This window comes from Loktanella sp. S4079, from assembly GCF_000967725.1.
GTDB lineage: Bacteria > Pseudomonadota > Alphaproteobacteria > Rhodobacterales > Rhodobacteraceae > Yoonia.
Map to the genome: position 1 here is coordinate 219399 of NZ_JXYE01000002.1, position 21738 is coordinate 241136.

A 21738-nucleotide genomic window follows, 5' to 3' on the forward strand; every position below is an offset into this window, starting at 1 on the left:
CTGCCATGACCACACAACCCACCGCCAGCCATTTTGTCGATGGCGCCTATATCGAAGACACCACAGGCGAAAAGATCGATGTGATCTATCCCGCTACGGGCAAGAAGATTGCAACGCTCTATGCCGCAACGCCCGCCATCGTGGAAAAGGCCTTGGCATCTGCGAAACGCGCCCAAAAAGAATGGGCGGGCTGGACGGCGACTGAACGTGGCCGCGTTTTGCGCAAGGCTGCTGACATCATGCGCGAGCGCAACCATGAACTTTCAGTGCTCGAAACCTATGACACAGGTAAACCCTATCAAGAAACATCCGTCGCCGACGCCACATCAGGTGCCGACGCGCTAGAGTATTTCGGTGGTCTGGCGGCCAGCATCACAGGCGAGCATATTCAGATGGGCGAGGATTTCGTCTATACCCGTCGTGAACCTTTGGGTGTTTGCGTTGGGATCGGTGCGTGGAACTACCCCACACAAATCGCCTGTTGGAAGGCCGCACCTGCGCTGGCATGCGGCAATGCGATGGTATTCAAACCCTCAGAGATGACCCCGCTTTGCGCGTTGAAAGTCGCGGAAATTCTGGTCGAGGCAGGTGCGCCTGCTGGCGTCTTCAACGTGATCCAAGGTTACGGCGCAGTGGGCGCTTCGCTTATCAGCGATCCGCGCGTTGATAAGGTATCTCTGACTGGTTCAGTTCCTACAGGACGCAAGGTTTACGCCGCCGCTGCCGAGGGCATGCGCCACGTGACGATGGAATTGGGCGGCAAATCTCCGTTGGTTATCTTTGATGATGCCGATCTGGAAAAGGCGGTGTCAGGGGCGATCCTTGGAAATTTCTATTCCACAGGTCAGGTCTGTTCCAACGGGACGCGCGTGTTCGTGCAAAAAGGTATCAAGGATGCGTTTTTGAAACGCCTGACCGAACGGCTTGCGGGGATTAGAATCGGCGACCCCCAAGACCCAGAGGTGAACTTTGGCCCCATGGTGTCAGAGCGCCAGCGTGATATCGTCGAAGGTTACATCGCCAAAGGTATCGACGAAGGTGCCACACTGGTAACCGGTGGCAAACGCGTTGAGGGTGACGGCTATTTCATCGAGGCAACCGTCTTTGCTGATGTGACCGACAATATGACAATCGCTCGCGAAGAGATTTTCGGCCCGGTCATGGCCGTGCTTGATTTTGATGACGAGGCAGAAGTGCTGGCCCGCGCCAACGACACCGAATTCGGTCTGGCTGCTGGTGTGTTCACCGCCGATCTGACACGTGCGCACCGCATGGCTGCCGGGTTCGAGGCAGGCACATGCTACATCAACACCTATAACCTTGCCCCGGTCGAAGCACCGTTTGGCGGCTCTAAAATGTCGGGCGTAGGGCGCGAAAACTCAAAAGCTGCGATTGAACATTATAGCCAAATCAAGGGCGTTTACGTGGCCATGGGCGAAGTCGAGGCACCGTTCTAATGCAAGCAGATTATGTAATCGTTGGGGCCGGTTCGGCTGGATGTGCAATGGCCTATCGTCTGGCCGAGGCGGGCAAACAGGTGCTGGTCATCGAACACGGCGGGTCGGATCGCGGGCCGTTTATTCAGATGCCTGCCGCGCTTTCCTATCCGATGAATATGAAAATGTACGATTGGGGGCTGAAAACCGAACCTGAACCACATTTGGGTGGTCGTGTTCTGGTGACGCCGCGTGGCAAGGTGATCGGTGGATCGTCTTCGATCAACGGGATGATCTATGTACGCGGTCACGCGCGCGACTTTGACCACTGGGCCGAGAGCGGCGCGCAGGGTTGGTCGTATGCCGATGTACTGCCCTATTTCAAACGAATGGAGCATTGGCACGATGGTGGTCATGGTGGTGATCCTGCATGGCGCGGCAACGATGGCCCGCTTCACGTTACACGTGGGCCACGCAAAAACCCGCTGACCCGCGCGTTTGTCAAAGCGGGCGAGCAGGCGGGTTACCCTGTCACTGGCGACTATAACGGTCAGCAACAAGAGGGCTTTGGCCCCTTTGACGCGACCATCTATAAAGGGCACCGTTGGTCCGCCGCGAGCGCATATTTGCGCCCCGCGCTAAAGCGCCCCAACTGCAATATCACCCGTGCCTTTGCCCGGCGTATCGTCATCGAAAACGGACGCGCGATCGGTGTTGAAATTAGTCGCGGCAGTAAGATCGAAGTGATCAAGGCAAATGTCGAAGTCATCGTGGCCGCCTCTTCTCTGAATTCGCCAAAGCTGTTGATGCTGTCGGGCATTGGCCCGGCTGATCACCTGGCTGAACATGGTATCGAAGTCGTCGCAGATCGCCCCGGTGTGGGGCAAAACTTGCAAGACCACCTTGAACTTTACATCCAACAAGCCGCGACCAAACCTGTCACGCTGTTTTCCTATTGGAACTTACGCGGCAAGGCCAAGATCGGGCTGGAATGGTTGCTTTGGAAAACCGGTCTGGGATCATCCAACCAGTTTGAAAGCGCTGGGTTTATTCGCTCTGACAAGGGCGTTGATTACCCTGATATCCAGTTCCACTTCTTGCCGATTGCTGTCAGTTACGATGGTAAAGTCGCACCAGAAGGGCACGGATTTCAGGCGCATGTTGGCCCGATGCGATCAAAATCACGTGGGCAGGTCACGCTGCGCTCTAGCGATCCGAACGATAATCCGAAGATTGAGTTCAACTATATGTCCGACCCTTCCGATTGGGAAGATTTCCGCAAGTGCATCCGCCTGACCCGCGAAATTTTCGGTCAGGCCGCATTCGACGAATATCGCGGTCATGAAATCCAGCCGGGTGAAGCCGCGCAGTCTGACGAAGAACTGGACAACTTTATCCGTGAACACGCCGAGAGCGCCTATCACCCATGCGGGACATGCAAAATGGGCGCGGTCGATGATCCAATGGCTGTCGTTGATCCAGAGGCCCGCGTGATCGGGGTCGAAGGTCTGCGGCTTGCTGATAGCTCGATCTTCCCGCGGATTACCAACGGCAATCTAAACGCTCCGTCGATCATGGTCGGCGAAAAAGTGTCGGATCACATTCTGCAACGCAATCCGTTGCCGCCCGTGAATGATGAGCCGTGGATCAACCCAAACTGGGAAACGTCACAGCGTTAACCTTTATTAACATCGTCCCTTGATTGGGGGCGATGTTAACAATTACTTAGCCGGCATGCTCCGGTATTGGTTTCTTCTTATTCTTGCTCTTTGCGCTGCGCCGGCAGTTGCGGCACCCAGTGGTGCGATCCGCGTGATCGACGCGGACACGATTGATGTGGGCGGGGTTCGGGTGCGTCTATTCGGAATCGACGCGCCTGAAATGGGTCAACCGTGCTCGCGCAGTCAGACGACTTGGGATTGTGGTGCTTGGGCGCGTGATGCCGTCGCGACGTACTTTGAAGGTCGCCACGCGGATTGCAGGCAGATCGACCGCGATCGCTATGATCGGGTTGTCGCGGTTTGCTCCGTGGATGGTACTGACATGGGCGGGCAGATTGTCGAATCCGGTTTAGCATGGGCGTTTCGGACCTATTCATCCGACTATGATTTGCAGGAAAAATCTGCTGCCATCGCACGGCGCGGGTTGTGGGCGGTCGAGGTGCAGCGCCCCGATGACTACCGCGCGGAACAGACTGCCGCACGTAATGCCCCAGCGGGTACATGCGTGATCAAGGGTAACATTTCGTCGTCAGGGCGCATCTATCACGTGCCGGGAAACGAACACTATGATCGCACCAGCATTAACACCCGCAATGGCGAGCGATGGTTCTGCACACGTGCCGAGGCCGAAGCTGCAGGCTGGCGCGCCGCACGGCGCTAGCCCGTTACGACTGGCTTTCGCTCGAATTATCTTCGACGATGTTTTGAAAGTTCTCAAAGAACTGGTCAGTCATCTTTTTCGCGAAGCCGCCGATGAAACGATTACCAAGCTGTGCGAGCTTACCGCCAACTTTGGCGTCAACGGAATAGGATAGTTCTGTTCCTTCGGGCACTTCGGTCAGGGTCACATCCGCGCGCCCCTTGGCAAACCCTGCAACGCCGCCTTTTCCTTCACCGACAAGCGAATAGCTGTGCGGCGCATTCAGATTTTCGAGCTTAACTTCCCCCTTAAAGGTCGCCGACACAGGGCCGACCTTTTGTTTGACTGTAGCGGCGAAGCCTTCTTCAGCGGTCCCGCTCAGTTCTTGGCAGCCGGGAATGCAGGCCTGCAAAGTCTCGGCATTGTTAAGGTGGTTCCAAACCGTCTGTGGGTCGGCCGTGATCATGCGCGTGCCAGTAAGTTCCATGTCGTGTCCATGTCTGAGGGTGATGCTTAATCAAGCTGATAAGGTAAAACGCCGCGCGTGTCAGGGTCCACACGCAATTGGCGCTCTAGGGGCGGAACCGACCTTTGGTGGCAGTTGCGGCGTTCGCAAATACGACACGAGATACCAATTGGCGCGTAAGCATCAGCCGCAGCGATATCCATATGATCGGCATATACTAATGCGGGCGCATGGCGGACTTCACAGCCCAATCCAATCGCATAGCGTCGTGTGGGTGCGTGGTATGAACCGCCTGATTTACTCACATCGCGGGCGAGACAGAAATACCGGGCGCCGTCCGGCGTTTCGGCTAGTTGGCGCAAAAATTGGCCGGGTGTTTCAAACGCCTGATGCATGTTCCACAGCGGGCAGGCTCCGCCAAAACGTGCAAACTGTAGGGTCGTCGCGGAGTGGCGCTTGGTGATCGTTCCCGCCTGATCAACACGCACGAAAAAGAACGGAATGCCCTTTGCGCCCGGGCGCTGTAGTGTCGATAGCCGATGCGCCACCTGTTCAATCGACGCGCCGAATTTGGTTGCAAGTACCTCAAGATCGTGGCGCTCTCGTTGCGCGGTTTCAAGAAATTGTTCATAGGGCATCAATGCCGCTCCAGCGAAATAGTTCGCCAACCCAATCCGGGCGATGTTCCGCGCCTCTGGCGATTGAAACCGGGCGAGGTCAAGCGTCGCATCCAGCAACTTTCCTTGGGTCAGTAGCGCAAGTTGCAAAAGCATCTGGAAATTCTGCGTTGCCGGATGCGCATCACGCGAAATCGTCAGGGTCTTTTGGGCCGCGTCATAGTGGCGAATTGTCGGGGTATCGACAAATACCACACGCACATCCTGTGCCTGAAACGCGCGATGCAAGGCTTGTTGCACTGTTTCGTCTGGTCGGCGCTGTCCTGCCAGTCGTTCCGCGCTGCGGTCAACGGCATCAATGTAGTTGTCACAATAATGAAAGAAATCTCGGACCTCTTCCCATGAGCTGGGCTGAAGACGGGCATCTTCGCGGCCCAATGCCTCGTCCAGAGAGGCAAGTCTTTCATGCGTTTGCCGATAGGCAGTGTGCAGGTCAAGAAACGCACGTGCAATCGCCGGGGCATTGGCCGCGACGAGGCGCAGATCTGCCAATGCGGGCGCAGCACCTGTCAGAACAGGGTCCGCCATTGCTTCGCGCATATCGCTTACAAGGCGCGCTTCGTCGCCCGCCTGTAGTTCGGTCACGTCAAACCCAAACTCTTGCGCTAATCCCAACACCACGGCTGTCGAAACCGGCCGATTGTTATTCTCCATCTGGTTTAGATAGGGCAGGGATACGCCTAGTTTCTGCGCGAAATCCTTTTGGGTGAGCGATAGCCGACCACGTAGTTCGCGCAGCTTTGCGCCCGCATAGAGCTTTTGAACGGCCATCTGGCTACCTTTGCAAGTTTGCTAACCTAAATTAGCTAATGCAAATGGCCGGTCAAGTGATCTTGCTATCGCGCCAAACGACAAAGAGGACTGAAAGCAGCGATAAAATGCAGGTGCCAACCATCAATAGCTGAAGCGGCATCGTTCCGGTGTCCTCTGTCAGGATGCCGCCTGCAAGCTGGGAAAGGGCCGCGCCGCCGCCAATCATGATCGCGCCACTCAGCCCGCTGGCCGTGCCCGCCAAATGTGGGCGAACCGAAATTGATCCGGCCATGACATTCGGCAGAACGATCCCATTCCCAAGTCCTAGAAAGATGCAGAACCCAAAGAAATTTAGTGGGTGCGAAATACCGCTGAACGTCAAAATCGCAGAGATCCCAAGCCCAACGATTGTGAGCGATGTGCCAAAAAGCGCCATTCTGTTGATGCCGAAACGGATCGCGTAGCGCCCAGAGATGAAATTCCCCACCGCATAGCCAATGGCGGGGGTGCCGAGTGCAATGCCGCTCCACATTGGAGAGAGGCCAAAGATGGTACTGCCGACAAAGGATGCGCCGCCAAGCAAGGCAAAGAATGCACCCGATGAAAATGCGCTACACAATGCGTAACCCCAGAACCGAGGAGAGCGCAGCAGTTCCGGGTATCCCTTGAGTTGGTCGCCAAAGCTTACCCCGCCGGGGGCGACGGTTTCGCCGAGGTCAAAGAAAACGAGAGCGAGCGTCGCAGCGCCCGCGAGGGCCAGGAATACGAATGTCGCGTGCCAATCAAAGGTTTGTTCCAGCAGTCCCCCAATCATCGGGCCAAACATCGGGACCAGCGCCGTTCCCATCGTGACATAGCCCATCATGGATGCGGCCTGTTCTTGGGAAACGATATCACGCACGATTGCACGGCTGAGTGCAATGGAGGTGGCAACCGCGGCTTGCATAATCCGAAAAAACAGGAACATCCCAACAGAAGTCGCAAAAACCGCCCCAATGGAGGCGATCACAAAGATGCTGAGCGCACCCATAATCATAATCCGTCGGCCGAACCGATCAGAAATCGGCCCAATAAAGACCTGTATGATGGCCGTTGTGGCGAGATACCCCGAAAGGGCGATTTGCATGATGGCATAATCGGTTTCGAAATACGCAGTCATCTTGGCGAGCGATGGCAAGAAAATTGACATGCTAAGCGCGGACATCCCTGTAATCAGGACGAGCGTAATGATGTGCGGCGGAGTGCTGCGATCCCCAAATCGGATCAACGGTAAATTGTTCATTGCTAAGAGTTAGGTTCGCGTCATGGTGAAGTCTATTGGGGTGGGGTTAAATTTTTGATCAAAAGGGCAAAGTTTGCATATTTGCAAATTTTAGAATTAGAAAAGTCATTTATTTGCAAATATTCGCATTCCCGCTTCGGAAAATTCCAAACAAAGGATATGGATGAGTATCGACTAGATGAGGGGGCGATCAAATGGACGTTTTACAAGAGCTCGAAAATCGGCGCGATGTGGCGCGTTTGGGTGGCGGTGAGCGCCGGATCGCCGCGCAGCATAGCAAAGGTAAACTGACCGCACGCGAGCGGATCGAACTGCTGTTGGATGAGGGGTCGTTCGAAGAGTTCGACATGTTCGTCGCCCATCGCTGCACAGATTTCGGCATGGATGCAGATCGCCCAGCGGGTGACGGGGTTGTCACCGGGTGGGGAACCATCAACGGGCGCATGGTTTATGTGTTTAGCCAAGACTTTACTGTATTCGGTGGGTCGCTCTCTGAAACGCATGCGCAGAAGATTTGCAAAATCATGGATATGGCGGTCCAGAACGGTGCGCCCGTCATCGGGATCAACGATTCTGGTGGTGCACGTATCCAAGAAGGCGTTGCGTCACTTGCGGGATACGCTGAGGTTTTCCAGCGCAATATCATGGCTTCTGGTGTCGTGCCGCAAATCAGCGTGATCATGGGGCCATGTGCGGGTGGGGCGGTTTATAGCCCTGCGATGACCGACTTTATCTTTATGGTCAAAGACAGCAGCTACATGTTTGTGACGGGTCCCGACGTTGTGAAAACCGTCACGAACGAAGTCGTCACTGCCGAAGAGCTCGGCGGTGCTTCGACCCATACGAAAAAATCCAGTGTGGCTGACGGTGCCTTTGAAAACGATGTCGAAGCCTTGGCCGAGGTGCGCCGTCTGGTCGATTTCCTGCCGCTGAACAACAGAGAAAAGCCGCCAGTACGCCCGTTCTTTGATGATGTTGCCCGGATCGAAGACAGCCTTGATACGTTGATCCCCGACAATCCAAACGCACCCTATGATATGAAAGAGCTGATCCATAAGCTGGCCGATGAGGGTGATTTTTATGAAATACAGGAAGAGTTCGCCAAGAATATCCTGACTGGCTTTATCCGGCTCGAAGGATCGACCGTTGGCGTGGTTGCCAACCAGCCGATGGTCCTTGCTGGCTGCCTTGATATCGACAGTTCGCGCAAGGCTGCGCGTTTTGTGCGGTTCTGCGATGCCTTTGAAATCCCGATTCTGACATTGGTTGACGTGCCCGGTTTCCTCCCTGGTACATCACAAGAGTACGGTGGCGTGATCAAGCATGGGGCGAAATTGCTCTTTGCTTATGGTGAGGCCACCGTACCCAAAGTGACAGTGATCACACGCAAAGCATACGGCGGTGCCTATGATGTGATGGCGTCGAAACACCTGCGCGGTGATTTCAACTACGCATGGCCAACGGCTGAGATCGCCGTGATGGGGGCAAAAGGTGCGACAGAAATCATCCACCGTGGCAAATCCCCCGAGGAAATTGCCGAGCGTACAAAGGAATACGAGGACCGCTTTGCTAATCCATTCGTTGCAGCCGAAAAGGGCTTTATCGATGAGGTGATCATGCCGCATTCGACACGCAAACGCGTCTGCAGGGCCTTTGCCAGCTTGCGTAGCAAGAAGCTGCAAAACCCTTGGAAAAAACACGACAACATTCCGCTGTGATATTGTGGCGCTGCGTGGTTAATGCACGCAGCAAAGATCACATCGAAAGGGAACAACAATGGCGCTGCCATATATGGATAAACATCGCGGCTTTCCTGGGCGCTTGCCCGGTACGGATTATCAATTCGTGCTGCGTCGTGCCAACAAGAATGGTGCGACCGAAATCACAGAGCGTGTCCGCTATCCAGATCGCAGGCCGCCCGATAAACGGGCTGACGCAGGATTTATGCAGGCGCTGTGGGAACATTTCGGCGAAGAACCATTCGTGCGCGGCAATTTGGATGCCGGGCGCCTAAGCTGGTTGTTTGGTCGCGAGGTGATCCCCGCCGAAGATCCCTTTGATCCTGCTGATTATGAGGCAATGCTGCGCATTGACGTCGCCGTAGCAGAAGTCAGCTTTCCAGAGGTGTTTGGAAAATAGTCATGGCAGGCCTTGATCATCATATGTCGTGCGCTTCGCTGAAAATGCGAATATCTCCCCATTTATGGGGGGGCACAACAAGTGAGTATCAAGTTGCCAGCTTGTCTTGCACAACCTTCGACAGGTTCGTCAATTTTGCGACGACCGATAAAAGAGTTCCTCAATATCCTGACCCAACTCTTGGCTGGTTTGCCTCCTCACTGGGCGAACCAGCACCACAATTGCGTGATCAGATCGGCGGAAATGCGTCTGTTATTGAATATCACGCAACTGTGTCTATTGATTTGCCTGCGGTTAAGGCCAATTCTGGGCCCGCAAACACATATTTAAAGGGCAGATCACTATGCAAAAGACATCTATCATTCTTGCCACTGTGGCGATCTTTGGACTTTCAGGTTGCCTTGAGGGTGACGTTGAACGCGGCGTTGCAGGCGCGGCAGGCGGTCTTGTCGCGGCTGAAGTGCTGGGCACAGATCCAACCGGTACAGCAATCGCTGGCGCAGCTGTTGGCGTGCTGTGCGATGACGCCGGGATCAACGGTTGTAAGTAATACACAAACGCGCGCTCTTTCGGCGCGTCTAAATCAAATGAATCGCCGCTCGGGGTCCGCCTCGGCGGCGATTTTGTGTTTGGGGGACGGAGAATAATGTTCGAAAAAATCTTGATTGCGAACCGTGGTGAGATCGCCTGCCGGGTGATGAAAACCGCACAGAAGATGGGGATCAAAACGGTCGCGATCTATTCGGACGCGGATAAAAACGCCTTGCACGTCAAAATGGCGGATGAGGCGGTGCATATCGGGCCGCCCCCTGCAAACCAGTCCTATATCGTCATCGACAAAGTGATGGACGCGATTAAACAAACTGGCGCACAAGCGGTTCATCCCGGTTATGGCTTTTTGTCAGAAAACCCCAAATTTGCCGAAGCCCTCGAGGCGGCTGGCATCGCTTTTGTCGGGCCACCAAAGGGCGCAATCGAGGCAATGGGTGACAAGATCACCTCAAAGAAAATCGCGCAAGAGGCGGGCGTTTCCACCGTTCCCGGATATATGGGCCTGATCGAAGACGCCGAAGAAGCGGTGAGGATCTCGAATGAGGTCGGGTATCCGGTGATGATCAAAGCCTCTGCCGGTGGCGGTGGCAAAGGCATGCGTATCGCTTGGAACGACGAAGAGGCCCGCGAAGGGTTTCAATCGTCGAAAAACGAGGCGGCAAACAGCTTTGGTGACGACCGGATTTTCATTGAAAAATTCGTCACTCAGCCGCGTCATATCGAGATTCAGGTGCTCTGCGATGCGCATGGCAACGGCATCTATTTGAACGAACGCGAATGTTCGATTCAGCGCCGAAACCAAAAGGTTGTAGAAGAGGCGCCAAGCCCATTCCTAGATGAGGCGACGCGCAAAGCCATGGGCGATCAGTCTGTCGCTTTGGCCAAGGCGGTTGGCTACACGAGTGCGGGTACGGTTGAATTCATCGTCGATGGTGACCGCAATTTCTATTTCCTCGAAATGAACACCCGTTTGCAGGTGGAACACCCGGTAACTGAACTGATCACAGGTGTTGATCTGGTCGAACAGATGATCCGTGTCGCCAATGGTGAGCCACTGTCGATCACCCAAGATGATGTAAAGATCAACGGTTGGGCCATCGAAAACCGGCTTTACGCCGAAGACCCATATCGCAATTTCTTGCCCTCTATTGGCCGCCTCACACGGTATCGGCCACCAGCCGAAGGCGCGCTTGGTGACGGAAACGTACGCAACGATACTGGCGTCTATGAAGGCGGTGAAATCAGCATGTATTACGATCCGATGATTGCCAAGCTGTGTACATGGGGTCCAACCCGCGCAGAGGCGATTGAAACCATGCGCCACGCGCTCGATAGTTTTGAGGTCGAAGGCATCGGGCACAATCTGCCATTCGTGGCAGCCGTGATGGATCACCCGAAATTCGTATCTGGTGATATGACAACAGCGTTTATCGCTGAAGAATACCCGGATGGATTTGATGGGGTCACGCTAGGCGACGCGGCGCTAGAGCAAATTGCAGCTGCCGCAGCCGCAATGCACAGGGTTGGTGAAATTCGCCGGACGCGCATTTCTGGCCGCATGGGCAATCATGAACGACACGTGGGTGAAAGCTGGGTCGTCACACTGCAAGGCCAAGAATATGACGTCACGATTGACGCGGACCATGACGGGTCCAACGTGACAATCGCTGGCAAGACCCTTCGTATAGAAAGCGACTGGACACCGGGCAATCCACTTGCTGAGATAATGGTTGATGGTGCGCCTTTGGTCATGAAGGTTGGCAAGGTTTCGGGCGGCTTCCGTCTGCGCTATCGCGGAGCGGATTTGAAGGTTCATGTTCGAACCCCGCGTCAGGCGGAACTCGCAAAACTGATGCCAGAAAAATTGCCGCCGGATACGTCGAAATTCTTGCTCTGCCCGATGCCCGGCTTGATCGTAAAAGTCGATGTCTCCGAGGGCGACGAGGTCCAAGAGGGGCAGGCGCTATGCACCGTCGAGGCGATGAAGATGGAAAACATCCTACGCGCCGAAAAGAAAGGTGTGGTCAAAAAGATCAACGCATCTGCCGGTGACAGCCTTGCCGTTGATGATGTGATCATGGAATTCGAGTAATGACTTACTGCGCGAGCAAGCGGCGATCTTCGATCTCTTGCTGGCGCAGGGGCATTTTGTCGATCGAGCGGGAAATCTCGCGAACCATCCACGGGCTTGGTTTGCGTAATGCAACCCGCCCATCTTTGCCGAGCAATACCATCGAATATCCGCGTGGCCGCAACGTCGTGCGCACGGCGCTACGTGCGTCCGGCGACGTATCGGTTATCAAAATGACATCACGTTCCGCAAGATCTTCAAGACCATCAGCAATGAGGTCAAGCTGTTGCCGAAAACGCGGGTCGTTTGGGCTGTCGGCAAAGACGATCAACGGTCGGGCAAGCCACTGTAAATCGGCAAGATTGACCTCTGCCGCATCAAAAATTTGGGAACGATCCGTTTCCCACCGTTCGAGAACAGATTGTTCTTGGGCCGCTGAAAGCTGGCCGCATATGGCGACCAAGATCGCTAAGCCGATGCGCGTTAGTAACTTCATAACATTAGATATAGCGGTGCTTTGTCCAAATTCTAAGGGCCAAGCGCAAAAGAGCGCAATAAATCACCCGCGCTGAGCAGGAGCTGATCATGACAGATAAGAAAACTTGGGAAGAAATCGCCACCAAAGAACTGCGTGGCAAGCCCTTGGAAGCGCTGAATTGGGATACGTTAGAGGGGATCGCGGTAAAGCCACTCTACACCGCCGAAGATACCGCAGACCTGCCGCATATGGGGGGCATCCCCGGTGCCGCCCCCTTTACCCGTGGGGTAAAGGCGACGATGTATGCTGGTCGCCCTTGGACGATCAGGCAATACGCAGGTTTCTCGACCGCCGAAGAATCGAATGCATTTTATCGCAAAGCGCTGGCAGCGGGTCAGCAGGGGGTTTCTGTGGCCTTCGACCTAGCCACCCACCGAGGCTATGATAGCGACCACGAACGTGTCGTTGGTGATGTCGGTAAGGCAGGGGTTGCCATTGATAGCGTCGAGGACATGAAGATACTGTTCGACGGTATCCCGCTGGATAAGGTCAGCGTGTCGATGACCATGAACGGTGCAGTCATTCCAATTTTGGCCAATTTCATCGTCACCGGCGAAGAACAAGGGCACGACAGATCGCTTTTGGCAGGCACTATTCAAAATGACATTCTAAAAGAATTCATGGTGCGCAATACGTATGTTTATCCGCCCGAGCCTTCGATGCGGATCATTGCGGATATCATTGAATACACCTCGAATGAGATGCCGAAGTTCAATTCGATTTCGATTTCTGGCTACCACATGCAAGAGGCGGGTGCGAACCTCGTTCAAGAGCTTGCGTATACGTTGGCAGATGGCCGTGAATACGTGCGCGCGGCGATTGCGCGTGGTATGGATGTCGATAAATTCGCGGGGCGGCTTAGCTTCTTCTTCGCCATCGGGATGAACTTCTTTATGGAGGCGGCCAAACTGCGCGCGGCACGTCTTTTGTGGTCGCGGATCATGGAAGAGTTCGAACCAAAGAACCCGAAATCATCAATGTTGCGGACCCACTGCCAGACCAGTGGCGTTTCCTTGCAAGAGCAGGATCCATACAACAACGTGATCCGCACCGCTTATGAGGCGATGGCGGCCGCGCTGGGCGGTACACAATCGCTGCACACCAATGCACTGGACGAGGCGATTGCGCTGCCAACTGAATTTAGCGCCCGGATCGCGCGGAATACCCAGCTTATCTTGCAAGAAGAGACCGGGATCACCAATGTCGTCGATCCTTTGGCTGGGTCTTATTACGTGGAGAGCCTGACCAATGAACTCGCCGAAAAGGCATGGGCGTTGATCGAAGAGGTCGAGGAAATGGGCGGGATGACCAAAGCAGTGGCCTCTGGGATGCCAAAGCTGCGGATCGAAGAAACTGCAGCGCGCCGTCAGGCCGATATTGATCGCGGTACAGAAGTCATTGTTGGGGTGAATAAATATCGCAAAGACAAAGAAGACCCGATCGACATTCTGGATATCGATAACAACGCCGTTCGCGAGGGGCAGGTCAAACGTATTGCCGGAACCAAAGCGGCCCGCGACAGTGCGACCGTCGAGGCAGCGCTGAGCGAACTCACCCGCCGTGCAAGCGAAGGCGGAAATCTTTTGGAAGCTGCAGTCGAAGCCGCGCGCGCCCGCGCCACAGTCGGAGAGATCAGCATGGCAATGGAGAAGACATTTGGTCGGCACAGAGCCGAAGTGAAAACGCTGGCAGGCGTTTATGGCGCTGCCTATGAGGGCGACGAGGGCTTTGCTGAAATTCAGCGCAGCGTCGAAGCCTTCGCCGAGGACGAAGGGCGTCGCCCACGTATGTTGGTCGTCAAAATGGGACAGGACGGTCACGACCGTGGTGCCAAAGTGATCGCGACCGCTTTTGCAGACATCGGGTTCGACGTTGATGTTGGCCCGCTCTTCCAAACCCCAGCCGAGGCCGCGCAAGACGCAATAGATAACGACGTGCATGTGATTGGGATTAGCTCTCAGGCGGCAGGGCACAAGACCCTCGCGCCGCAGTTGGTGCAGGCGCTCAAAGATGCAGGTGCCGAAGATATCATTGTAATCTGTGGCGGCGTAATCCCACAGCAGGACTATCAGTTCCTGTATGATAATGGTGTCAAAGCGATCTTTGGGCCGGGGACCAATATTCCTATTGCGGCCCAGGATATTTTGAAACTGATCCGCGAAGCACGCGCCTAAAAGCTTCGCGGCTTGCATCGCATTTGAAATGCCGCTTTGGTGCGCTCAATTGATCGCATCAAAGGGCTATTTCTGATGTTTATTCTGGACCATCTGGCCGTTGGGGCTGAATCGTTAGATGCAGGGGTGGCTTGGGTCGAAGACCGGCTAGGTGTTGCGCTGCAACCCGGTGGACACCACGAGAAATACGGTACTCACAATAAGTTGCTGGGTTTGGCCGATGGTCTGTACCTAGAGGTGATCGCAAAAGACCCGCATGTAAACCCACTTGCTGGGCATTCATGGTTTGATCTTGATCGGTTTTCGGGGCCGCCGCGTGTGGCGAATTGGATTTGTCGGGCGGATGTTCCATCGGCATACGCAAATCATGCTGGACCCGTTCAACAGCTATCTCGGGGGGACCTGCGTTGGTCGATTACCGTTCCGGGTGACGGTCGCCTGCCATTTGGTGGTGGTTTCCCGACATTGCTGAAATGGGCTGATGGGATCACGCCACCATCGCAGTCTTTGCCGCCCTCAGGTCTGCGCCTGATCGAATTCGTGGTGATCCACCCAGAGGCCGCGATGTTGCAGGGTCTCATCCCAATTAATGACCCGCGCATCCGGTTTGAACAGGGTGAATCAAGCTTTGTTGCCCGATTTGAGGGCCCCGATGGAGTAAAAGAACTATCATGATACGTGCCGCGACTGACGCTGACGCCCCCGAGGTTGCAGAGATTTGGAATAGCGCAATTCGGGATACGACTATAACCTTTAACCCCGATGAAAAATCCGTCGCCGAGGTGGCGGAGCTGATCAAAAATGCCTGTTTCGTATGGGAATACGAAGGCCGTGTATTGGGGTTTGCCCGGTATTTTCAGTTTCGTGGTGGGGCTGGGTATCGTTTTACTGTTGAACATACGATTATGCTGCACCCCGATGCACAAGGCCAAGGGGCAGGGCGCAAATTGATGGATGCGATTTGTGCGGATGCCAAAGCCGCTGGGATGCATACGCTCTTTGCTGGCTGTAGCGGTGAAAATCCGGATGCGGTGCGCTTTCATGCCGCGCTTGGGTTTCAAACGGTTGCAACGCTTCGCGAAGTCGGGTTCAAGTTTGGCCGTTGGATCGATCTGGTATTGATGCAAAAGCACCTGTGAAAGGAACGCATATGTCAATCTGGACGCGCATTGCCGAAGCGCTTGCTGCCCTGACTGCGGGTGAGGGGCTTTCTGCTGTTTTTGAAAAACTGCGGACGACTCCGGATCGGACTGTTGCTTTTGCGATTGCCGTAATCGCCTTGGGTGCAAAGATGGCCAAGGCTGACGGTATCGTAACCCGCGACGAAGTAGTCGCATTCCGCGAGGTCTTTGTCATTCCACCGGAAGAAGAGGAAAACGCAGCACGCGTCTTTAATTTGGCGCGGCAGGATGTTGCTGGCTACGAGAGCTACGCGCGTCAGATCAAGGCGATGTTTGGCGACGATGATCGTCCGCTTTGTCACCTGATGGAAGGGTTGTTTCAAATCGCGATGGCCGACGGGGTGTACCACCCGAAAGAAGATGATTTCCTGCATCAGGTTGCCGAGATTTTTGGGTTCGACGAACGCCGTTTTCGCGGAATTCGCGCCCAATTCGTCGCCGGGGCCGAGCGTGACCCATATGATGTTTTAGGTATCGCATCCGACGCGACCATTGATGAGGTCCGTACAGCGTGGCGCAAATTGGTGCGTGAAACCCATCCTGATCAGATGATTGCGCGTGGTGTTCCCGAAGAGGCGGTCAAGCTCGCTGAACGGCGGCTCGTTGCGATCAACCGCGCTTGGGAAGAAATCCAAGGCAGCCGCGGATGAGAATTGCGACCTATAATGTCGAATGGTTCAACAATCTGTTCGGCGATGATGGCAGTTTGCTTGATGATGATGCCTGGTCGTCGCGTTGGAACGTAACGCGAGCGCAGCAGTTGGCAGCGCTCGCGGATGTTTTCACCGCGCTTGATGCGGACGCTGTGATGATCATCGAGGCACCGGACACTAGCCCGCATCGTCATACGGTTACGGCGCTCGAACAATTTGCCGCGACTGTTGGGTTGCGCGCGCGTTCTGCCACCATCGGTTACCCAAATGATACGCAACAAGAAATCGCGCTTTTGTATGATCCGGATGTGATCAACGCTACGCATGATCCAAAGGCGTCGCCAAAGTACCCTCGCTTTGATCAGACATTTGCGATGGATTTGGATGTCGATGCTGCGCCAGAACCGATACGATGGTCCAAGCCGCCGCTTGAACTGGCGCTGACAACGCCTGTCGGGGATTTTCGGATGATTGGTGTGCACGCCAAATCCAAGGCCCCTCATGGTGCACGAAACGACGCCGAAGCGATCCGCATCTCAATCGAGAATAGGCGCAAGCAACTCGCTCAATGTGTCTGGTTGCGTGGCCGCGTCGAAGACCATCTGATGGCTGGTGATGACTTGATTGTCATGGGCGATTTTAATGATGGTCCCGGTTTGGACGAATACGAAAAACTATTTGGCAGATCTGGCGTCGAAATCGTCCTTGGTGAAGGCAACGGGACGCAGCTTTTTGATCCACATGCCCGGCTCGCACTGAGCCGTCGGATCGGGGCGTCGCCCACCACGGCGCGCTTTAAGCGTAAGGGACAACCCTATCTGCAAGCACTGCTGGATTACATTATGGTGTCGCCGGGTGTGCGCGACAAAAATCCACGCTGGCAAATTTGGCACCCGTTCGATCATCCTGATTGTTATGAAAATGAACCGCTGCGTAACGCGCTGCTGACCGCATCGGATCACTTTCCTGTGGTGCTGGATATTCCCAGCTAGTTACTTGGTGAATTTCACTGTTGGTGTGGCGCCCAGTGCACTGGCCAGCGCGGCAAAACGTGACTCGGCGACCTCTCCGTACAGAGGTTTGGCATGCGCGGTCAGGATCAGCTGTAATTCTGCAGATTTTGCTTTCCACTTGAGCTTACCCGGCGGCTCATCTGCCGACAGCCAAAGCATAGCGCCAAGGCGCAACGCTTTGCCTAATACCTCGGCCTCTTTGATTTGCGCGGGCTCAAGCATTTCAAACAGCGGGGCAAACCGTGTTTTATCTGTTTTGTTGGTGTAGCGGTTCATGAGCGCGAGACCCAACAGCACACGTTCATAGTGCTTTAGGCCGCCCAGATTAGCGCGGGTCGCGTTGTCGAAGGTGACCTCTGCGCGGTAATCGGGATGGGCGCGCCAGCTTACGTCATGCAATAGGCATGCCGCCTTTATGATGCGTTTACGCTGCCAATTCGCGCGGGGAAACAGCGGCTTAACAAAGTCGTATAGCAACCGACCAAAGCCGGGCAGCCTTGCGTCTTTGGCCTCGGCGAAACGGCAGGCCTCGATCAACGGATCGCGGTCACGCAGCTCACGTGGCATTTGTTCGAACAGCATGCCCTCGCGAATACCATAAGATGAAATTGCGACATCTTTGGGTTTAAAAGTCCGCATCAATTCCTTGAGCACAATAGAGGCAAGAGGCACCAGCGACATCCGGCTATCGGAAATGTTGCAACGTCCGCGCAGATCCTGAAGGTCTGATTCTGCGATGTATTTCGCTGTCTTGCTGATTTGGCGCGATGACATGCGGTATTCATGTAAAACAGTCAGCGGATAGTTCCGACGCTCCATATCGACACGCGCGATTGCGCGCCAAGACCCACCGACCAAAAACAGCCGCATCCCGGTTTCATTGCCCATCTCATCATGAAGCCGGGCCATGGTTTCGCGCACATAGGCCTTAACCGCCTTTTTGCCTCCCTTAATCTCGCGGAGTTTGAGCGGGCCAAGCGCAGAGGTCACGCGCTGCCCGACGCGCCCTTCGGCGAGGTCAGCTAACTCCATCGACGACCCGCCAATATCGCAGACCAGCCCATAGCTGCCGGGCCAACCTAGCAAGACACCTTGGGCCGATAGGCGTGCTTCTTCTTTGCCGTCAATGATCCACAGTTTCACGCCCGTTTCGCGTAGGATTTCGTCACGGAAATCTTGGCCGTCGCTTGCCTCACGGACGGCGGCTGTGGCGACCGCAGTGAGTGGGAGAATCCCCATGCCTTCGGCGAGCGCGGCAAACCGGCGGATTGCTGACAGGGCGCGTCTGCGGCCCTCGGGGTTGAGATGTCCAGTTTCGGACAGCCCGGCGCCCAAGGCGCACATGATTTTCTCGTTGTAGAAATACGCAGGAGAACGCGCCGCACCGTCAAAGACGACCAACCGCACCGAGTTCGACCCCACATCAATTACGCCAACGCGGCTCAGGTTTTTGGCCGCAGGATCTTCGAATAATGGTCGGCCAAAGGGACCCCAATCAATGGTGTCCGGATCTGGTTGTGTCGTCATTGGAACTCCGCCGTTTACCTTTTCAGGTATCGGTCAATCGTCCGTATGCGTCAACCTTGGTACGTCAGATGCCCCTGCTGATCCACGCCCGGAAAGCGATGGATTTTCCATAAAGAACCGGTGGCAGTTGAATGCAAATTCACCCTCGGCAACTGTTGCTCGGGTAAAGCTGCCGTCGGGCCCCATGATCCAGCTTTGCGCAACGTCAGCCATATTGGCGGCCATGACTTGACCGACGATTTGTGCTTTGACGGTGGCGTTTTTGATCTCGACCAAGGTTTCGACGCGACGGTTTAGGTTTCGCCCCATCCAATCGGCCGAGCTGATATAAACCTTGGCTTTTTTGGAGGGCAGTTCTGATCCGTTGCCAAAACACACGATCCGGGAATGCTCTAGAAACCGTCCCACGATAGATTTGACGCGGATATTTTCGGACAATCCTTTGACGCCGGGGCGCAAGCCGCAGATGCCACGAATGACGAGACTGATTTTCACGCCCGCCTGTGAAGCAGCATAGAGCGCGTCGATCACATCGGATTCGATGAGTGAATTCATCTTTGCCCAAATCATCGCAGGCTTGCCTGCGCGCGCGTTTTCCGCCTCTGCCGCGATCCGGTCCAACAGGGTTTGCTTTAGGCTGAGGGGCGAAATTGCGAGGTTTTCGAGCGTTTCAGGTTGCGCATAACCTGATAGGTAATTGAACACTTTGGTCGCATCGCGGCCCAGTTTGGCATCGCAAGTAAACAAGCTAAGGTCTGTATAAATACGTGCGGTGATCGGGTGATAGTTCCCGGTGCCAAAATGCGTGTAGGTGACCAATTTGTCGCCCTCGCGGCGGACAACGGTACTGATCTTAGCGTGGGTTTTGTAGTTGAGAAAACCGTACACCACATGGGCGCCCGCACGTTCGAGCCGCCGAGATTGCCGAATGTTGGCTGCCTCGTCAAAGCGTGCTTTTAGCTCAACCAGTGCCGTGACCGATTTTCCGTCCTCCGCCGCCTCGCAGAGCGCTTCGACAATTGGTGAGCGTTTTGATGTCCGGTAGAGCGTCTGTTTAATCGCAACAACATCAGGGTCACGTGCCGCCTGCTGAAGGAAACGTACCACCATATCGAATGTTTCATAGGGGTGGTGCAGCAGCATGTCCTTTTGACGGATCGCCGCAAACATATCACCGTCGTGATCCTGCACGCGTTCAGGCACACGCGGCGAAAATGACGGCCATAGTAAATCGGGGCGGCTTTCTAGGACCAGTTCGCTCAGGTCGGATATCCCAATCATCCCGTCAACTTCGACAACGGCCTCGGACGTGACGTGCAATTCCGACATGATCAGCGTTTGCAACGCTGCCGGGGCCTCGGCCGAAATTTTCAGCCGAACAACCTCGCCTCTCCGACGGCGTTTCAGTGCGACCTCAAATTCACGCACGAGGTCTTCGGCTTCGTCTTCGACCTCGAGGTCGCTGTCGCGCAGAACCTTGAACGCGCAGTTTCCTTTGACCTTATAGCCTGGGAACAACTGCCCAATATGCAGCAAGAGCAGTTCTTCGAGCGGCAAAAACCGGTTGCCCTGTGCGGTAGGCAGCGCGATGAACCGGTCGATTTGCGCAGGTACTGGCAGCAGTGCACGCAGCCCACGTTTATCGCTGGGGCGTTCAAGTTGCAGCGCCAGAGCGAACCCTTCGTTCGGGATAAACGGAAAGGGGTGCGCAGGGTCGATCGCCAAGGGCGATAGCACCGGAAAGACCTGTTCCAAAAACACGTCTTCAAGATAGCTGATGTCTTCTTTTGTTAGCTGATCACGGGTCAGCAGGTGGATGTCTTGGGTCGCCATTTCCTCTTGGAGGGCGGTAAAAACTGTCTGCTGACGGGCCATCAAACGCCGTGCATCCGCATCGATGAGCACAAGCTGTTCGGCGGGGCTAAGACCGTCAAGCGCAGGGGTCACGTTACCGGCATTAGCCAACTCGCGTAGACCCGCGACGCGGACGCTGAAGAATTCATCAAGGTTCGTTGCGGAAATCGACAAAAAGCGCAGCCGCTCGAGCAGCGGAACACGTGGGTTTTCGGCCTCTTCCAGAACACGCCAGTTGAACCCAAGCCAGCTGAGTTCGCGGTTTACGAAGCGGGCAGGGGTGGATGGGTCAATGTCGCATGCGGCGGCCGGGGGAAAATCGGCGTCGAGAAAGTTTGATATGTTCATAATTGCCTTATGTGCCGCATCTGTTGCGACTTTGTGACAATTATCGCGATCCGCCGGTCAGTTGTCCAGCAAATCACCTGCAAGGGATTTATTGATCTTGCGCCCGGTGGCCAGCGCAGCTTCGTCTAGTCGGGCAACGATATCGGCCGCAGCCGCAAAGGATCGCTCAATGCGCGTCGTGAGATATTGAACCAAGGCCGGTTTGGGCATGATCTGCCGATCCGCAAATAGCTTCATGATCAAGGCTGACAAAAGCGCGTCATCCGGATTTTCGATTTGCGTCACTGTTGTGGCTTGCATGCGGCTGGCAAGGTCGGGCAGGGCGACGGGCCAGCGGCTTGGCGCGCTTTGCGCGGTCATCAACAACGTCCCGCCCGTGTTACGCAGGTGATTGTGCAGATGGAACATCGCTTCTTCAGAATTCTGGGGCAATTGTTCCATATCTTCGACAATGACGAATTTGGTGTCGGTTTGAAAATCCGGGGTGATATCGCTTGCCGAGATTTTTTTGGCGTCAGTCTGGATCTGAAAGATACGCGCCAAATGGCTTTTGCCACAGCCGGTGGGGCCCGCAACCACGAGCTTGCGATCTGGCCACGATTGCGGCGCAGTCAGCATCGCAAAGGCCTGTGCATTGGCGCCCGATACGAAAAAATCGTTCGGTCCCAGCGCAACACCTGTTGGCCAGTTAAATGTCAGTTGATCCGCCATAG

At 55.1% G+C, this 21738-nt stretch carries 19 protein-coding genes; 12 read left to right on the forward strand and 7 right to left on the reverse strand.

Features of this window, described 5'->3' with window-relative positions; genetic code table 11:
• Positions 1-5 precede the first annotated feature (5 nt).
• From betB to TW80_RS02175, 3 genes are read left to right on the forward strand one after another with little or no spacing between them, the layout of a single operon-like run.
• Positions 6-1457, forward strand: a complete 1452-nt coding sequence (gene betB, locus TW80_RS02165; RefSeq protein ID WP_045995725.1) for a betaine-aldehyde dehydrogenase — start codon at positions 6-8, stop codon at positions 1455-1457.
• Entirely contained in the window at positions 1457-3115 is a 1659-nt protein-coding gene (gene betA, locus TW80_RS02170) for a choline dehydrogenase (protein ID WP_045995726.1), read from the forward strand. The genes betB and betA overlap by 1 nt, the downstream gene beginning before the upstream one ends.
• 55 nt (positions 3116-3170) lie before the next feature.
• Positions 3171-3818 (forward strand): thermonuclease family protein, encoded by a 648-nt coding sequence (locus TW80_RS02175; protein WP_045996949.1) that lies wholly within the window; start codon positions 3171-3173, stop codon positions 3816-3818.
• 4 nt (positions 3819-3822) lie between these two features.
• Here the strand turns inward: TW80_RS02175 and TW80_RS02180 are convergent, their stop codons facing one another.
• The 3 genes from TW80_RS02180 to TW80_RS02190 are packed head-to-tail and all read right to left on the reverse strand — an operon-like array spanning position 3823 to position 6975.
• Positions 3823-4284 (reverse strand): CoxG family protein, encoded by a 462-nt coding sequence (locus TW80_RS02180; RefSeq protein WP_045995727.1) that lies wholly within the window; start codon positions 4282-4284, stop codon positions 3823-3825.
• 26 nt (positions 4285-4310) lie between these two features.
• Positions 4311-5711 (reverse strand): helix-turn-helix domain-containing protein, encoded by a 1401-nt coding sequence (locus TW80_RS02185; RefSeq protein ID WP_045995728.1) that lies wholly within the window; start codon positions 5709-5711, stop codon positions 4311-4313.
• A gap of 52 nt (positions 5712-5763) precedes the next feature.
• A complete protein-coding gene (locus tag TW80_RS02190) occupies positions 5764-6975 on the reverse strand; it encodes a multidrug effflux MFS transporter (protein WP_045995729.1) in 1212 nt (403 codons plus the stop codon).
• Positions 6976-7169: 194 nt separating this feature from the next.
• On the opposite strand from TW80_RS02190, the gene TW80_RS02195 reads away from it, so the two are divergent.
• The 4 genes from TW80_RS02195 (at position 7170) to TW80_RS02210 (ending at position 11758) form a co-directional block, all read left to right on the forward strand.
• Entirely contained in the window at positions 7170-8693 is a 1524-nt protein-coding gene (locus TW80_RS02195; protein WP_045995730.1) for an acyl-CoA carboxylase subunit beta, read from the forward strand.
• 73 nt (positions 8694-8766) lie between these two features.
• Positions 8767-9114 (forward strand): hypothetical protein, encoded by a 348-nt coding sequence (locus tag TW80_RS02200; RefSeq protein WP_204218483.1) that lies wholly within the window; start codon positions 8767-8769, stop codon positions 9112-9114.
• Positions 9115-9457: 343 nt separating this feature from the next.
• Positions 9458-9664 carry a hypothetical protein gene (locus tag TW80_RS02205; RefSeq protein WP_045995732.1) on the forward strand — a complete coding sequence of 69 codons (207 nt, stop codon included), beginning with the start codon at positions 9458-9460 and terminating at the stop codon, positions 9662-9664.
• 96 nt (positions 9665-9760) lie between these two features.
• Positions 9761-11758 carry an acetyl-CoA carboxylase biotin carboxylase subunit gene (locus TW80_RS02210; RefSeq protein ID WP_045995733.1) on the forward strand — a complete coding sequence of 666 codons (1998 nt, stop codon included), beginning with the start codon at positions 9761-9763 and terminating at the stop codon, positions 11756-11758.
• A 4-nt stretch (positions 11759-11762) separates the two neighbouring features.
• Here TW80_RS02210 and TW80_RS02215 read toward each other — a convergent pair whose 3' ends face one another.
• Entirely contained in the window at positions 11763-12233 is a 471-nt protein-coding gene (locus tag TW80_RS02215) for a DUF4174 domain-containing protein (protein ID WP_045995734.1), read from the reverse strand.
• 89 nt (positions 12234-12322) lie between these two features.
• Here TW80_RS02215 and scpA point away from each other — a divergent pair, with 89 nt between their 5' ends.
• From scpA to TW80_RS02240, 5 genes are all read left to right on the forward strand, one after another.
• Positions 12323-14449, forward strand: a complete 2127-nt coding sequence (scpA, locus tag TW80_RS02220; RefSeq protein WP_045995735.1) for a methylmalonyl-CoA mutase — start codon at positions 12323-12325, stop codon at positions 14447-14449.
• A 75-nt stretch (positions 14450-14524) separates the two neighbouring features.
• A complete protein-coding gene (locus TW80_RS02225; protein WP_045996950.1) occupies positions 14525-15124 on the forward strand; it encodes a VOC family protein in 600 nt (199 codons plus the stop codon).
• Positions 15121-15588 (forward strand): GNAT family N-acetyltransferase, encoded by a 468-nt coding sequence (locus tag TW80_RS02230; protein ID WP_045995736.1) that lies wholly within the window; start codon positions 15121-15123, stop codon positions 15586-15588. Before TW80_RS02225 ends, TW80_RS02230 begins: the two co-directional genes overlap by 4 nt.
• An 11-nt stretch (positions 15589-15599) precedes the next feature.
• Positions 15600-16280, forward strand: a complete 681-nt coding sequence (locus tag TW80_RS02235; RefSeq protein ID WP_045995737.1) for a molecular chaperone DjiA — start codon at positions 15600-15602, stop codon at positions 16278-16280.
• Positions 16277-17275: an endonuclease/exonuclease/phosphatase family protein gene (locus TW80_RS02240; protein WP_045995738.1), complete on the forward strand. Its 999-nt coding sequence runs from the start codon at positions 16277-16279 to the stop codon at positions 17273-17275. Before TW80_RS02235 ends, TW80_RS02240 begins: the two co-directional genes overlap by 4 nt.
• Here the strand turns inward: TW80_RS02240 and TW80_RS02245 are convergent, their stop codons facing one another.
• From TW80_RS02245 to TW80_RS02255, 3 genes are read right to left on the reverse strand one after another with little or no spacing between them, the layout of a single operon-like run.
• The gene (locus tag TW80_RS02245) at positions 17276-18823 is read right to left on the reverse strand and encodes a Ppx/GppA family phosphatase (RefSeq protein ID WP_045995739.1); all 1548 of its coding nucleotides are present in this window, start codon (positions 18821-18823) and stop codon (positions 17276-17278) included. It lies immediately after the preceding gene.
• Between the two features lie 33 nt (positions 18824-18856).
• Positions 18857-21025: an RNA degradosome polyphosphate kinase gene (locus TW80_RS02250; RefSeq protein WP_045995740.1), complete on the reverse strand. Its 2169-nt coding sequence runs from the start codon at positions 21023-21025 to the stop codon at positions 18857-18859.
• A 57-nt stretch (positions 21026-21082) separates the two neighbouring features.
• Positions 21083-21736: a DnaA ATPase domain-containing protein gene (locus TW80_RS02255; RefSeq protein ID WP_045995741.1), complete on the reverse strand. Its 654-nt coding sequence runs from the start codon at positions 21734-21736 to the stop codon at positions 21083-21085.
• Positions 21737-21738 lie beyond the last annotated feature (2 nt).